Annotated in this window: 19 protein-coding genes and 1 riboswitch; of the genes, 7 read left to right on the top strand and 12 right to left on the bottom strand. The window is 54.9% G+C overall.

Translation table 11 applies throughout. The features are described 5' to 3' along the window. Positions 1–210: 210 nt before the first annotated feature. Positions 211–627: an OsmC family protein gene (locus tag A3841_RS19725; protein WP_073855190.1), complete on the top strand. Its 417-nt coding sequence runs from the start codon at positions 211–213 to the stop codon at positions 625–627. 269 nt (positions 628–896) lie between these two features. On the opposite strand, the gene A3841_RS19720 is transcribed toward A3841_RS19725, so the two are convergent. The 11 genes from A3841_RS19720 to A3841_RS19670 all read right to left on the bottom strand — a co-directional run bounded on the left by A3841_RS19720 (position 897) and on the right by A3841_RS19670 (position 9,143). After that, positions 897–2,153, bottom strand: a complete 1,257-nt coding sequence (locus A3841_RS19720; protein WP_073855188.1) for a sulfate adenylyltransferase subunit 1 — start codon at positions 2,151–2,153, stop codon at positions 897–899. Then, positions 2,153–3,061, bottom strand: a complete 909-nt coding sequence (gene cysD, locus A3841_RS19715) for a sulfate adenylyltransferase subunit CysD (protein ID WP_073855186.1) — start codon at positions 3,059–3,061, stop codon at positions 2,153–2,155. The genes A3841_RS19720 and cysD overlap by 1 nt, the downstream gene beginning before the upstream one ends. An 89-nt stretch (positions 3,062–3,150) precedes the next feature. Further along, positions 3,151–3,870 (bottom strand): phosphoadenylyl-sulfate reductase, encoded by a 720-nt coding sequence (locus A3841_RS19710; RefSeq protein ID WP_073855184.1) that lies wholly within the window; start codon positions 3,868–3,870, stop codon positions 3,151–3,153. A 308-nt stretch (positions 3,871–4,178) separates the two neighbouring features. Then, positions 4,179–4,282: riboswitch (SAM riboswitch) on the bottom strand. 106 nt (positions 4,283–4,388) lie between these two features. Further along, positions 4,389–5,108, bottom strand: a complete 720-nt coding sequence (locus tag A3841_RS19705) for a hypothetical protein (protein ID WP_073855182.1) — start codon at positions 5,106–5,108, stop codon at positions 4,389–4,391. Positions 5,109–5,417: 309 nt separating this feature from the next. Then, positions 5,418–6,662, bottom strand: a complete 1,245-nt coding sequence (locus A3841_RS19700) for a DUF4153 domain-containing protein (RefSeq protein ID WP_073855180.1) — start codon at positions 6,660–6,662, stop codon at positions 5,418–5,420. 50 nt (positions 6,663–6,712) lie between these two features. Next, positions 6,713–7,003, bottom strand: coding sequence for a hypothetical protein (locus A3841_RS19695; protein WP_235861521.1), 291 nt, complete (start codon positions 7,001–7,003; stop codon positions 6,713–6,715). A gap of 76 nt (positions 7,004–7,079) precedes the next feature. Continuing rightward, a complete protein-coding gene (locus tag A3841_RS19690) occupies positions 7,080–7,370 on the bottom strand; it encodes a hypothetical protein (RefSeq protein ID WP_073855178.1) in 291 nt (96 codons plus the stop codon). Positions 7,371–7,412: 42 nt separating this feature from the next. Beyond that, positions 7,413–7,742: a hypothetical protein gene (locus tag A3841_RS19685; protein WP_073855176.1), complete on the bottom strand. Its 330-nt coding sequence runs from the start codon at positions 7,740–7,742 to the stop codon at positions 7,413–7,415. A gap of 42 nt (positions 7,743–7,784) precedes the next feature. Continuing rightward, on the bottom strand, positions 7,785–8,123 hold the full coding sequence (locus A3841_RS19680) for a potassium transporter KefB (protein ID WP_073855174.1): 339 nt from the start codon (positions 8,121–8,123) through the stop codon (positions 7,785–7,787). Between the two features lie 80 nt (positions 8,124–8,203). After that, positions 8,204–8,512, bottom strand: a complete 309-nt coding sequence (locus A3841_RS19675) for a winged helix-turn-helix domain-containing protein (RefSeq protein ID WP_073855172.1) — start codon at positions 8,510–8,512, stop codon at positions 8,204–8,206. Positions 8,513–8,519: 7 nt separating this feature from the next. Continuing rightward, entirely contained in the window at positions 8,520–9,143 is a 624-nt protein-coding gene (locus tag A3841_RS19670) for a hypothetical protein (protein WP_073855170.1), read from the bottom strand. A gap of 274 nt (positions 9,144–9,417) precedes the next feature. Here A3841_RS19670 and hpf point away from each other — a divergent pair, with 274 nt between their 5' ends. From hpf to A3841_RS19650, 4 genes are all read left to right on the top strand, one after another. Then, positions 9,418–9,723: a ribosome hibernation-promoting factor, HPF/YfiA family gene (gene hpf, locus A3841_RS19665; RefSeq protein WP_073855168.1), complete on the top strand. Its 306-nt coding sequence runs from the start codon at positions 9,418–9,420 to the stop codon at positions 9,721–9,723. Positions 9,724–9,869: 146 nt separating this feature from the next. Continuing rightward, positions 9,870–10,652, top strand: a complete 783-nt coding sequence (locus A3841_RS19660) for a glucose 1-dehydrogenase (RefSeq protein WP_073855165.1) — start codon at positions 9,870–9,872, stop codon at positions 10,650–10,652. Positions 10,653–10,738: 86 nt separating this feature from the next. Further along, positions 10,739–11,371 (top strand): DsbA family protein, encoded by a 633-nt coding sequence (locus tag A3841_RS19655; RefSeq protein WP_235861519.1) that lies wholly within the window; start codon positions 10,739–10,741, stop codon positions 11,369–11,371. Positions 11,372–11,532: 161 nt separating this feature from the next. Next, positions 11,533–11,892, top strand: coding sequence for a DUF1801 domain-containing protein (locus tag A3841_RS19650; RefSeq protein WP_073855161.1), 360 nt, complete (start codon positions 11,533–11,535; stop codon positions 11,890–11,892). Between the two features lie 4 nt (positions 11,893–11,896). Here A3841_RS19650 and A3841_RS19645 read toward each other — a convergent pair whose 3' ends face one another. Further along, on the bottom strand, positions 11,897–12,790 hold the full coding sequence (locus A3841_RS19645; RefSeq protein ID WP_073855159.1) for a cation diffusion facilitator family transporter: 894 nt from the start codon (positions 12,788–12,790) through the stop codon (positions 11,897–11,899). Between the two features lie 127 nt (positions 12,791–12,917). On the opposite strand from A3841_RS19645, the gene A3841_RS20135 reads away from it, so the two are divergent. Together A3841_RS20135 and A3841_RS19640 are read left to right on the top strand one after the other, a co-directional pair. Then, positions 12,918–13,088, top strand: coding sequence for a response regulator (locus A3841_RS20135; protein ID WP_139308026.1), 171 nt, complete (start codon positions 12,918–12,920; stop codon positions 13,086–13,088). A gap of 56 nt (positions 13,089–13,144) precedes the next feature. Next, positions 13,145–13,339: a response regulator gene (locus A3841_RS19640; protein ID WP_073855157.1), complete on the top strand. Its 195-nt coding sequence runs from the start codon at positions 13,145–13,147 to the stop codon at positions 13,337–13,339. The last annotated feature ends 41 nt before the right edge of the window (positions 13,340–13,380 follow it).

The raw sequence follows: 13,380 nt of genomic DNA, 5'->3' as shown, positions 1-13,380 counted from the left end.
CAGATAGCAGTAGCTTAACCTCCCTTCTACCAAGCTTCTTAACAGAATGACAAAACTTAAATAGGCGTTAAATCTGAGCTTAATAGTTTCCCTTTGAAGAGGGTAAGTGGTGATAGCTAAAATCGGTGCAGTTTTTCGAACCATTCATCACGTATAAATTCACTTTTACACCACCTGCAATCGTAGCCTGCAGCCTTTTAATAAAAACACATGGAAGTAAACCTGACACGCGTAGACCAGGATTTTCACTTTGTAGCCACAGGAGCCTCAGGCGTAGAAATCAATATAGATGGCTCGCCGGAGATCGGTGGGCACAACGCCGGCGCCCGCCCGATGGAAATGCTGCTCATGGGCCTGGGCGGCTGCAGCGCCATCGACATCATCCAGATCCTGAAAAAGAAGCGCCAGCCGATCGACTCCTTTAAAATTAACGTGAAGGCCGAGCGGGAGCAGGGAGAATTGCCCTCCGTATTTAAACAGATCCACATCCACTTTATACTTGGCGGAGAACTGGAGGAACTGAAAGTACAACAGGCCATCCAGCTGTCGATGGACAAATACTGCTCGGTGGCGGCTATACTTTACAAGACTGCCACGATCAGTTATACTTTTGAGTTAGTGAAGTAGGGTAGTAGACGAACAAGCTGATTAAATATAAAGCTGCTGCAAGTATAAACCCTCGCTCGCCGGAGGCGAGCGAGGGCAAATGATAACCATATCGCCAGTTTAGCGATAGCGTAAATGTGGCAGTTAATGAAGCCAGTTTCAAACTGGCTGCCATATTTCACCACCTTTACAGCTTCGCTTAAACTGGCGGTAGGAACAGAAATAGAAAAGCCGCTGCAAGTATAAACTGCAGCGGCTTTTCTACTTTATCAGGAAGTATAAACCTGAGGTTAATACTCTACCTCTGCTACCATACCGGCTCCCACCGTGGCGAATGAGGTCTCATCTACCAGTATAAACCCGCCGTTGGAGCGGTTGTCGGCATACTTGTCGAGCAGGAGTGGGGAGGCCGTTTTGATCTGCACGCGGCAGATGTCGTTCAGCTGTATCTGGTCCACGTCCTCCAGGTGGTCGAGCGTGTTGATATCGATTTTATAATCAATATTACGCACCACGCAGCGTGTTTCGGTGGAGTTGTGGCGGAGCAGCAGCTTAGCACCTGGTTTCAGGGCTTTGTGGTGCATCCAGCATATTTCGGCCTCAAACTCCTGGGCTACTTCCAGTCCGTCAGCGGCTTTCACAATCATATCGCCGCGGCTAATGTCCACTTCATCGGCCAGTTGTAGCACCACCGACATCGGCGCAAAGGCCTCCTCCAGCACCCTGCCGCCCAGCTCCACCGATTTAATGGTAGTAGCTTGGCCTGATGGCTGCACGGTTACCTTGTCGCCTGCCCTATAGGTGCCACTGATCACCTTACCGGCGTAGCCACGGTAGTCGTGGTGCTCAGCCGTAAGCGGACGAATGACATACTGCACCGGAAAGCGGGCATCCTCCAGGTTGAAGTCCCGCGATACGGGTACCTGCTCCAGGTGCTCCAGCAGGCTCGGGCCTTTGTACCAGGGCATGGTCAACTCGGAGCCATCCACAATGTTATCGCCTTTCAGGGCGCTTACAGGTATAAAGGTGATTTCTTTGGCGCGCAGCTTGCGGGCAAACCGCCTGTAGTCCGCCACAATCCGGTCGTATACCTCTTCATCATAACCCACCAGGTCCATTTTGTTGATGCAGATAACCAGGTGCGGGATGCCCAGCAGCGAGGAAATGATGGAGTGGCGGCGCGTTTGCTCCTGCACGCCTTTGCGGGCATCTACAAGTATAATAGATAGGTTGGAGTTAGACGCACCCGTTACCATGTTGCGGGTATACTGGATGTGGCCCGGCGCATCGGCGATGATGAACTTGCGCCGCTCGGTGGAGAAGTACTTGTAGGCCACGTCGATGGTGATGCCCTGCTCGCGCTCCGCCTTCAGCCCGTCTGTCAGCAAGGAAAGGTCTACCTGCCCGTCCTCGTTCACGCGGCCGGAGCTTTCAATGGCTTCGAGCTGGTCGGCAAAAATCTGCTTGGTGTCGTAGAGCAGGCGTCCGATGAGGGTGCTTTTGCCGTCGTCTACGTTGCCGGCCGTGATAAATCGTAGTATGTCCATTAAAAATATCCTCCTTTCTTACGGTCTTCCATCGCTGTCTCCGACAGTTTGTCGTCGATGCGGGTAGCGCCGCGCTCACTGATCTTTGACTCCAGAATCTCGGCGATCACGCCGTCAATGTCATGCGCTATACTTTCCACGGCGGCGGTACAGGTCATGTCGCCCACCGTGCGGAAGCGCACCTGCTTGGTTACCACCACGTCGTCCGGCTCCTGGAAGATAAAGTCAGACCAGGCCATCAGCTTGCCGTCGCGCACCAGGCACTCGCGCTCGTGGGTGTAGTAGATGTTGGGCAGCGCTATTTCCTCGCGCTTGATGTAGTTCCACACGTCCAGTTCGGTCCAGTTGGAGATCGGGAACACGCGCACGTTCTCGCCCTTGCTGATGCGGCCGTTGTAGATGTTCCAGAGCTCGGGGCGCTGGCGTTTCGGGTCCCACTGGCCAAACTCGTCCCTAACCGAGAAGATGCGTTCCTTGGCGCGGGCCTTTTCCTCGTCGCGGCGGGCACCGCCAATGCAGGCGTCAAAGCCGAACTCCTCGATGGTCTCCAGCAAGGTATGGGTCTGCAGCGCGTTGCGGCTGGCGTAGCGGCCCTTCGGCTCCGATAGGTTCTTGCGTTTGATGGTTTCCTCCACGTTGCGCACGATCAGTTTCTCGCCCAGGCGCTCAGCCAGCTCGTCGCGGTAGCGGATGGCCTCCGGGAAATTGTGTCCGGTGTCGATGTGCACCAGCGGGAACGGGAACTTGCCGGGCCGGAAGGCCTTCTCGGCCAGCCGCACCAGGGTGATGGAATCCTTGCCTCCTGAGAAAAGCAGGGCCGGTTTCTCAAACTGCCCCGCCACTTCGCGCATAATGTGAATCGCCTCCGCCTCCAACTGATCGAGGTAATCCAGGTATCTCTGTGTCATATCAATTTTGAATGAGTAATGGAGTGACTGAATGACGATGGTTTGTCAAACCTTCACTTTCTAACTCTCTAACTTTTTAACTTTCTAACTTACTTGGCGTGCAGTCCGCACTCTTTTTTGGAGTTGTCCTCCCACCACCAGCGGCCGGCGCGGAAATCCTCTCCCGGCTGAATGGCGCGGGTGCAGGGGGCGCAGCCAATGCTCACAAAGCCTTTGTCGTGCAGCGGGTTATAAGGAATCTGCAGGGCTTTTACCGTGTCCCACACCTCGTCTAAAGTATAATTTAGCAGTGGGTTATACTTTATGAGCTGGTGCGCCTCATCCCACTCCAGCAGCTGCAGGTCCTGGCGTGCGCCTGACTGCCCGGCGCGGATGCCGGTTACCCATACCTGCACGCCCTGCAGGGCGCGGTTCAGGGGCTCCACCTTGCGGATATAGCAGCACTCCTTGCGGTCGTCGATGGAGTTGTAGAAGCTCATCGGGCCTTTGCCATTTACCAGCTGCTCCACGGCCTCGTGCTTCGGAAAGTATACTTCTATCTTTTTGCCGTAGCGCTGGTTGGTTTTGTGCAGCAACGTATAGCTCTCGTTAAAGAGGCGACCGGTATCGAGGGTAAACACGCGTATGGGCAGGTCCTGCTCAAAGATGTAGTGGGTGATGAGCTGGTCCTCCACACCCAGGCTGGAGGAGAAGGCAATGCTGCCGCTGAACTCCGCCGCCAGGTGGCGCAGGCCCTCAGCCGCCGGTAAACCGGCCACGGCGTTCCGCAACGCATCGAGCTTAGCCAGTATTTCCTGTGATATATTCATATAGTAACAAATTGAAACAGAGGTAAAACCAGAACCTTACAGTTCATTGTAAAATGGCGTCCCTGCCATACCCTTTCCGGATAAAGCGACAAAAAGAAACCTGTTTTGTGATGTTCCAAGGCCATACCTGCCACACAAGCGGTATGCCAGAAGCAAATCGGGCTGGTGCTACCTTAGCACGTGCAACAGCAACAACAGCAGGTCTTTAAGGTTTGGACATTTTGGGTAACAGTGGCCCGTGCCGAAGCGAAGCGACGGTTGGCCTTACATGGTGGTGGTGTGGTGTGGTAGGTTTGCATGGCATCGTGTATTTATATGCCCCGGTCCAGCCGGGATAGGATGTGGCACCTTGCTCTTCAACAGGTTGCCAGAGGGTCAGGGAGCCTATTCTCTCGCCTCTTCTCTATAAATTTAATTTACAGACGTTTCCGTCTTTTACTGATACCGCAAAATTAAGGCTTTTTCTGGATTGTGTAAATTTTGGGTAGGTTTTCTTCCGGACAGGCGGCAATTGCACCCTAAGCCGCCATTCTGGTGACATACTTTACCAGCGAGCGCTTGGCAATGGGCAGCAGCGACTGCTCCAGGGGCACCGGCAACGTAGACACGGCGGCGAAGGTGGCGGGGTTGGGAAGCTCCTTCCGCTCTTTTATAAGTTGGATTTTGAGGTGCTCGTGCGTGAGCGTGAGTCCCCGCCGCACGGTTTGCAGGTGCTGTGTTTGAATGCCCCTGTACTTCTCGTAGGTATTCTCAAATACGGTGATGAGGTAGCTGTACACCAGCGTTTCCCGGCCGGGCAAACTCTCCAGGAAAAGGTAGCCCTCGTTATGGTAAATAGGCGTGATGCCCACCGGGGTGATCTCGAGGTGCCGCTCCACGAAATCATACAGCTCTTTGCCCTCCTCCAGCGCCTGGCCGAAAAGTGGCGTGGCGTATTGGATGATCTCCTCTATCTGCTCCATCGTTTCGTCGTCCTGCACGATCTTTTCGTACACCAGCTCCAGCTTCTCGAAGTCGGCGCGGCTGATGCGCTGCGGAAACTTCTCGTACACCAGCTGCTTGTGCTCCTTTACCTGCCTGAGGTTGCGGTAGTGCATGATCAGGTCGGAGAAGATAGGGTAGAGGCGCTGCTTGCCAAACTCAGCTTTGGCGGCCTGCAGGTAAGCCAGCAGCAGGTATTTCTTGTACTCAAAATCCAGGAGTCCTTCGGTAAGCCAGTTGACAGGTAGGGTGTTCATAAGCCTTCAACTTTAATGGTTAATTCCTGTGCTATTAAACGGGGAAAGGGTGGGGGAGGGTTGGGGGTATGCGGAGATAAACAAGCTACAAAAGATGGTATTACCGTTACTCTATTAGCCATTCTGTCCTCAGCAAACCAAAGTATAAAATGCTGGCGCTCCTAGGACCGCTATACTTGATAGAATACTGCAATGCTTAATGTAGGTGTACTTTACAGGAAAGTATAAAGCCCTCCCGCATCTGCTGCAGGGAGGGCTTATACTTTTTTAAAGCTATGTTACCTGAGATGTTATCAGCGACACCATACTTTACCTAAACCCAAAAATCACCGGAAACAAAAACACCACCACAGCCGCCCAGACAAAATACACCGGCAGGTAAAAAGCGATGGTCCTGCCCACGGCTCCCATGTCCTCCTTCTTTGTGAGCGATCTGAGAAGCGTACGGGTTACCAGCAGCAGGTGCACCAGCATCAGGATGTTACTGCCCAGCACCGCCAGCCTGTTCGGCGTAATCCCCCACTCCGCGATCCGGAACAGGATGGCCGATAAGGCGATGCTGTTCACGATAACCGTCACGATGGCCAGGAGCAACAATACCCACGTACCCGCTGTGTCCTGCTCGCTCCTGGACTTATCGGCAATAGAGAAAAAGATAAGCGCCATCACCCCGATCAGCAGCACATTGAACAATATCAGGAAGTCCCGGTCGGTGTAGGGGTCCTTGCCGGAGAAGGGGATAGCGATGAGGTAGATAGTGAGCATGAGCAGCACCAGCGGACTAAAGATCTTGGCGATGACGGGCGATACCTTGTTTACCAGCTGCGGGTTGGTTTGCGTCAGGTAGGTGGCTACGATCGGGATGGCTGCCAGCCCGAAAACGCCGATGTATGCTGCGTAAAACTCCTCTATCTGAATCCCGATGATTGCGAAGAGCCCGATCGTAATCCCGGTCATGAGCACGCCCGCTATCACCAGCAGCGCAGCCATCACCAGCAGGTCGCCGTTGAAGCGGAGGTATCCGAGCCGCCTGTTATAGTTGTGGAAATCGTTGCCGGCAAAGGCTATCCCAAGCAAGGCCCATAGCACCAGGGGCAGGTGCAGACAGGCTAATATAAGGGTGTCGCTCGTGGGGGCGTCGGGCAGCAGGTTGATGTAGACCAGGAGGAGAAGTATGGCCCCGCCAAGTATAGCTCCCTTACCTGCCGGCAGTTTGTTCCGCCAGGCAAAGTATGCCGTGAGCAGCGGAAAGACAATGAAGCCGATGTTTCTGGGGTAAAAGAACGCCTCATCAACAGGCAGGAAAGCGGGGATTTTAGCCAGTATGCCTGCCACCAGCGACGCCATCACCACCAGCAGGATGTCGCGGGCGGAGCCCCAGGAAATGACGTCGCTCTCATAGCTGAGTCTTTCGTTCCAGAAATCCGCCAGCAGGTTTCCCCTCAGCTCGGGATACATCGCCCGGAACTCCTGGGCAAAAGGCGCCTTGTTGTTTCTGTACAGCTTTTCGAGCCCGCCGGGGTCGTGTAGGTGGGTAAGGATTTCGTCTTTCATGGCTGATGTGGTGGGTATGTGGAAAGTATACTGCTGGTGCCAGCGTGTTTTTACAGTTTATCGATCATATCCCCCAGGTCGCTCACGCCAAACGTGAACAGGAAGAGAACAACGCCCAGGATGATTTTCAGGATAAGTGGGACCGGGAAGCCGAGCTTTCGGCGGAAGTAGGCATTTGCCGGCGGAAAGTATACCAATGAGATCAGCAGGTACGCCACTCCCGGAACGGGGTGCACCAACACCATGTTCAGTATGCCCACTATGAGCAGGAGCAGGCCAAATAGCCAGCCGCCAATATCCCCGATGCTCGGCCTGTTGCGCATTTCAGTTTTGCTTTCCATTGTTACTTTAGTTTTTGTTGCCTTTTTATACTTTCTACTCCAGTCTGTGGCTTTTCAACTTTCAAGGTATCATGGCCTAACTTCCGGCGAACGGCGACCCGAAGATACCGACGGCCAGTTCTGCCCAAATGAGGAAGAGCGCTACCAGGAGAAGGGCAATCAGGCCGATCCGGTAATCCATGTTCCTCACTTTCCTGATCACAAGCTCGCACAGCAGGCCGGTGCCAAGCAGCAGCGCGCCCATGAGCACAAAGTCGAACAGGTCCCAGTCTACCTCGCTTGTAAACTGCATGGCTGTAAAGGGAATGAGAAGCAGGCATACTACGGTGAGCACAATGGCTGCAAGTCTTTTGTTTTGCGTGATCATAACGTTCTGGTTTTAAGTGGTTATCTGTTTAATTATTTGTCCCTACAGGTCATGCAGCATCAGCTCTACCTTGTCGAACAGCTCGCCCACGCCCATGGCTGCCCAGAGGATGAAGGCACCCACCAGGATTTTGACCAGCCACATCTTCGGGATAGAGAATCCGAGTACTCTCTGGATGATGACGTTCACGGGGAGGAAGTAGAGGAGCGAAAGCAGCAGGATGAAAATGCCAAAACCGGGGTCGTTCCCCCAGAAGGTATTCACAAAGCCGATGGCGAAAAAGAGGATGCCAAACAGCCAGCTGATGATGGTCAGGGCGGTGGCGCCGTCATTTTTTGCCACTTCTCCCTGGTAGTCGTTCTTGCCGTGCATGGTTTTATACTTTAGATTTTTTAAACACCTTTTCAATTCCGGTCAATCCCACATGGTGCTGGCCAGCCCTAAAACTGTCCCGAGCCAGAGCACGACGAGGAACACAACCAGGCTCAGGAAATAGGCAAAGCCCTCCCGCCACCCGCCCCGGGAGCGGAGATGGTCCATGTTGTAATAGAACAGGCCGCCGAGGGCACCGGCCGCCGGAACCACCAGCAGCGGCCTGATCCACCATAGCGCCGGCCACTCCGGATTAGGGTCTCCGGCACCGAGCAGGAAGAAGGAGATTAGGATCAGGCCAATCCCCGCGCCCGTTAGCATCCGCTTCCCCGCTGAAGCCGGATGGATGGGCTGATTCTGTGATTCGTTTTTGTGAGTCATGCCTTGTAAATTTTAATCGTTCTTAAATAATTCCGTTGTTTATAAAGTACTTTGAAAAGCAAAGTATAAGTATAAAAAAATTAGCTCCCGCTGCGGTTGCTTAAAATTAATTGCTCCAGCGCATCCAGGTGGCTGGTGAAAGCGTCGCGGCCTGCCTTGGTGGCATGGTAGGTCGTGTTCGGCTTGCGGCCCACAAACTGCTTTTCCACGCGCAGGTACTCAGCCTCTTCCAGGGCGCGCAGGTGGCTGGCCAGGTTGCCGTCCGTGAGCTGCAGCGTTTCCTTCAGGGTGTTAAAGTCCACCCGTTCCTCCACCATCAGCACCGACATAATGCCCAGCCGCGCCCTGCTTTCGAAGGCCTTGTTTATATTTTCAAGGTAATCTTTCACCGGCCTGTTAGCGTTCGTATTTATAGTATACCAGCGCCCCGTACACGATGTGCAGCACCCCGAAACCTACCGTCCAGGCCAGCAAGCCATACCCTATAAAGAAGCTGGCGACCAAGCCAAGTATGATTTCGCAGACCCCCAGGTAACGGATATCACTCAACGTATACTTGCTGGCATTCAGTAGGCCGCAGCCGTAAAACAGGAGCATGGCAGGCGCCACCAGGTACAGCAGGTCGTGGTAAACAAGTATGGCGCAGAACACACCGCCCGCCGCCACAGGTATGAACAGGTTCACGAGCATGCGCTCCGTCTTGCTATCCCACACGCGGTGGCTGTTCTTCCTGGCGTTGCGCGCCGTGAAGTAGGTAGCCGAGCAAAGGGCAAGTATAAACACCAGCCCCGCCACCGCCGCCAGAAACATCAGGTTCTCGTGGGTCAGATCGCGGCCCAGGTGCTGGCTGAAGTTGATGTTTTGCGTTGCCAGGTACCATCTGACCACAGCGGCCCCGATAAGCGCCGAAACGCCGGCAGCCACTCCCGAGAGCCCGCTCAGTGAGATAAACCGGGAAGAGCGATCCATGATGTTTCGGATCTCGTGCAGGGTGGCTAACTGGTCTTGCTGCTGGTTCATAATAAAGTACTTTGAGTTTCAAAGTTAATAGTGCTTTACGTAATGTCAAGCGAAAGGAATGAATATTTTAAAAATAATGTGCACTCGGTGCCTATTCGCCATAAGAAATGCCGGAAAGAAAGTATGAAAAGGGGCGGAGGGCCATGTACTAACGGAGGCAGCAGTAGTGGGCGGCTGCCAAACCAAAGCCCCGGCCTTACGTTTAACAGGCAGAACCGGAGCGGTACGCATAAAGTATAAAACCCGCCCATCCATACTTGAAACGAAACAAACTATGAACTACACCGAGCATTACGAAGGCATAAAACTAGACGTGCAGGCCGTTGATATCTCCATTTCCGACGCGCTGCAGCAGGGGGTGCGCGACACCATCGACAAGGTGAAGCGCCACGCAAAAAAGATCGACTCCGTGGATGTATACTTTAAGGAAGAGGCCAGCCATGCTACCAACAGCAAGAGCGTGCGCATGCGCGTGGGTATACCGGGCAACGATGTTTTTGCGCAGGACGAGGGCGACAACTGGTTTGAACTGCTCAAGAACGTGGAGGAGAAACTGAAGCGACAGCTGGAGAAAAGGTAAGCCGCCACCGGCGCAACAAGGCAAACCCGCTGCATTTATACCTGTAGATGCGGCGGGTTTGTCGTTTACCCTTTACCTGCGGGCGTATACTTGCCAGCACAGCCAGAACATCCATAATACTTATTCCACCACATCAGAAGTATAAAATGAGCGATTCCTACTATCGGCACAAAACCATACTTATAACCGGCGGCGCGCAGGGCATTGGCCTGGGCATGGCCTACCGGTTTGCCCAGGAAGGGGCCACCGTCATCATGGCCGATAAAGACGGGGAAGCCGGCCAGCAGGCGGAGCAGTGGCTGCAGGAACAGGGGCATCAAGCCGTGTTTATACTTTGCGATGTAAGTAGGGAGGAGGAGGTGCAGGCGCTGCTGCGGCAGGTGGGGGAAAAGTATAAATCCCTGGATGCGCTCATCAACAACGCCGGCATTGCCGACCCGTTTCAGGGGCCGCTGCAGGAGCTGGATATGGCCGCCTTCGACAGGGTGCTGACTGTGAACCTGCGCGGCCCGCTGCTGTGCGCCAAGAATGCCTTGCCGCTTTTGCAGCTGGCCGAGCACCCGGCCATCCTGAACATCTCCAGCACCCGTGCCTTTATGTCGGAGCCCGATACTTTTGCCTACTCTGCCTCCAAGGGTGGGCTGGAGGCGCTAACCCATTCGCTGGCGGTGAGCCTGGCCCGGGAGCGGGTGCGGGTAAACGCCATCGCCCCGGGCTGGATTGAGGTGGGCGACTGGAAAAAGCAGAGCGAGAAGTATGCGCCGCAGCACACCAAAGAAGACAGCGAGCAGCACCCCGTGGGCAGAGTGGGCCAGCCATCCGACATTGCCGAGGCCGCCCTCTTCCTCTGCTCCGACAAAGCCGGCTTCATCACGGGGCAAAGTATAACGATAGACGGCGGCATGACCGTGAAAATGATCTACGCTTAGCGTTAGAAAGTTGAGAGTGGCTGCTAACAAATAGCGAACATCTAACATCCCCATCCCCGTAGAAAGTATAGAAACAGAGCCAAGCCATGATGAGAGACCTGCCCGAAAACCTGTCGCTGCTTTACGTTACCAACCCCATGTGCGCGTGGTGCTATGGCTTTACGCCGGTGGTGCGCCGCCTGCGGGCCCTGTGGCAGGGGCGGGTAGAGGTGAAGGTGCTTTTCGGGGAGCTGCAGGCGCACGACACGCAGCCGCTGCAGCACGAGCACAAAGAGCGCCTGGCCCTGAGCTGGCACCGCGTGCAGGAGCGCACCTACCTTCCGTTCGAATACCGCTTTTTTATCCAGCGCAGTTTTGTGTTTAACACCGAACCCGCCTGCCGCGCCATGCTCTGCGTGCGCCTGCTGCGGCCCGTGCTTACGCTGGAGGTGCTCCGGGCCATGCACTCCGCCTTTTTCGTGGATAACATCGACCTGAAGGATACCATGGAGCTGGTGCGCCTCGTCCGCCTTTTCGGCATTCCTGAGAACCTGTTCCTGACCCTGTTTGAGTCTGAGGAGATTATGCAGCAGATGGAGGAGGAGTTTGCCTACGTGGACAGCATCGGGGCCACCACCTACCCAAGCGTTTACCTGAGCACCGAGGACGGTCCGCAGCGCCTCGCCGCCGGCTACGTGGACCTGGGGGAGCTGGAGCAGCGCCTGCTGCAGCTGCTGTAGGGCCTCCGGCAGGGGTTTATACTTTATTTATATCCAAAACCCTCTATATAGCTCTTCCAAAGCATCTACAACAACCTCTTTGCTTTTTTTGTCGTATATTAAAACTTCAGTATATTTAAGTGTTCTTGAGTTTTAAATCGAGTAGAGAACCCGACCCCCATATGAGAAGCAAAACGACCACAAACCAAGTTGATGAGTATATAGACAAACTATCGTCGGAGAAACAGTTGCTGGCCCAGGAGGTGCGCCGCATTATCAACGCCTCTGTGGCCCACCTGGAGGAGTGCGTGCGCTGGGACTGTGCCTGCTATTTCTTCTACGGCCCGGTGTGCTACTTCTCCTCCTCGCGCAGCGGTATTCATTTTGGTTTTTTCCGGGGCAAGGAGCTGTCCGACCCGCACCGCCGCCTGGTGAGCCGCAACGGCCAGTACCCGCACATTAAGATCCGCACCATCGCCGATATCGATGAGGCGTACTTCGCCGACCTCGTGCGCGAGGCAGTGCACCTGAACCAGAACTAACTTTTCAGAGGCTGCCCTCGTGGCTGCATTCCTCGCCCGGGCTCTCGAGCTCGATGGTGACGTGCTGTATGTCCATGGCGGCCATCTCCGAGCGCACCCGCTTCTTCAGCTCTTCGGCCTGGGGTAGCGGCAGCGCCGAGGTGGCGACGGCATGCACGGTGAGTACGTTGTAGGCGCCGTCCAGGGTCCAGATGTGCAGGTCGTGCACCGAGTTGATCTCCTCCATCTCCTGCAGCTTTGCCTCCACCGCCTCTGGCTTAATATGGGAAGGGGAGCCCTGCAGCAGGATGTTCATGGTTTCGCGCAAGTTGCGCACCACGTTATACAGCACATACAGCGTTATCACCACCGACAGCAGCGGGTCTATCCAGGGCAGGTCGAAGAAGTATAGGATGATACCGCCCACCAGCACCGCCACCCAGCCCAGCACGTCCTCCATCAGGTGCAGCCGCACCACGCGCTCGTTCAGCGAACTGCCTCCCTTCAGGCGCAGCACAGCCGCCCCATTCACGATCACCCCAAGTATGGCAAAGGCGATCATGCCCGGCACATGCACCTCCTGCGGGTTCCAGATGCGGGGCACTGCCTCCGAAAGTATGATGAAGGAGCCCACCAGCAGCACCACCGAGTTGATCACCGCCCCCAGCAACGCAAAGCGCTTGTAGCCAAAAGTATACTTATGGTCGCGCCCGCGCTTGGCCACATTCTCGAAATACCAGGCCAGGCCCAGCGAGAGCGAGTCGCCCAGATCGTGGAGGGCATCCGAAAGTATGGCTACGCTGTTTATCCAGATGCCGCCTATAATCTCGAGGATGGTAAAGCCCAGGTTCAGGAAAAAAGCCACTTTTATGTTGCTGCCGCTCTGGTGCTGCCCGTGGTGGTGGTGATCGTGTGCCATAGTAGTGTAAAACGGTAAATGCGGTGTTAAGGTGCCTGCCGTCCCGTTGCGGTTTGGCGTGTAGGTTGTACATTTGTAGGCTAATCCTCACAGAAGGCTAATGCAAGCATGCAAACACCCGCCATACATGAAGATACTGCTTATCGAGGATGAACCAAAAGTAGCCTCATTTATTAAGAAGGGACTGGGGGAGCAGGGGTACGAGGTAAGTCAGGCCTACGACGGCAGCCCGGGCGTCCGGCTGGCGCTGCAGAAAGGGTATGAGATCCTATCCCCGATATCATCCTGCCCTACATGAACGGGCTGGACGTTTGCCGCTAGATCAGGCGCCACAACAGCACGGCATCTATCCTGATGCTCACCGCGCTCGGCACCACCGATGACAAGATCACAGGCCTGGACGCCGACGATTACCTGACCAGGCCCTTCGAGTTCAAGGAGCTGCTGACGCGTATCAGGGTCATTCCCAGGCGAAACAGCGAGGGCTTTGGTCGAGCGCTTGGCATCGCCGACCTGGAGACGGACGTGGCCGTAATTGGACCTACATGAAGTATAAATAGTATAACCAGGACAAACATACAGTAAGCGTA

The organism is Pontibacter flavimaris, assembly GCF_001907195.1.
In the GTDB taxonomy this organism is placed as follows: Bacteria; Bacteroidota; Bacteroidia; order Cytophagales; family Hymenobacteraceae; genus Pontibacter; species Pontibacter flavimaris.
This window is presented reverse-complemented; position numbering and strand designations above follow the sequence as displayed.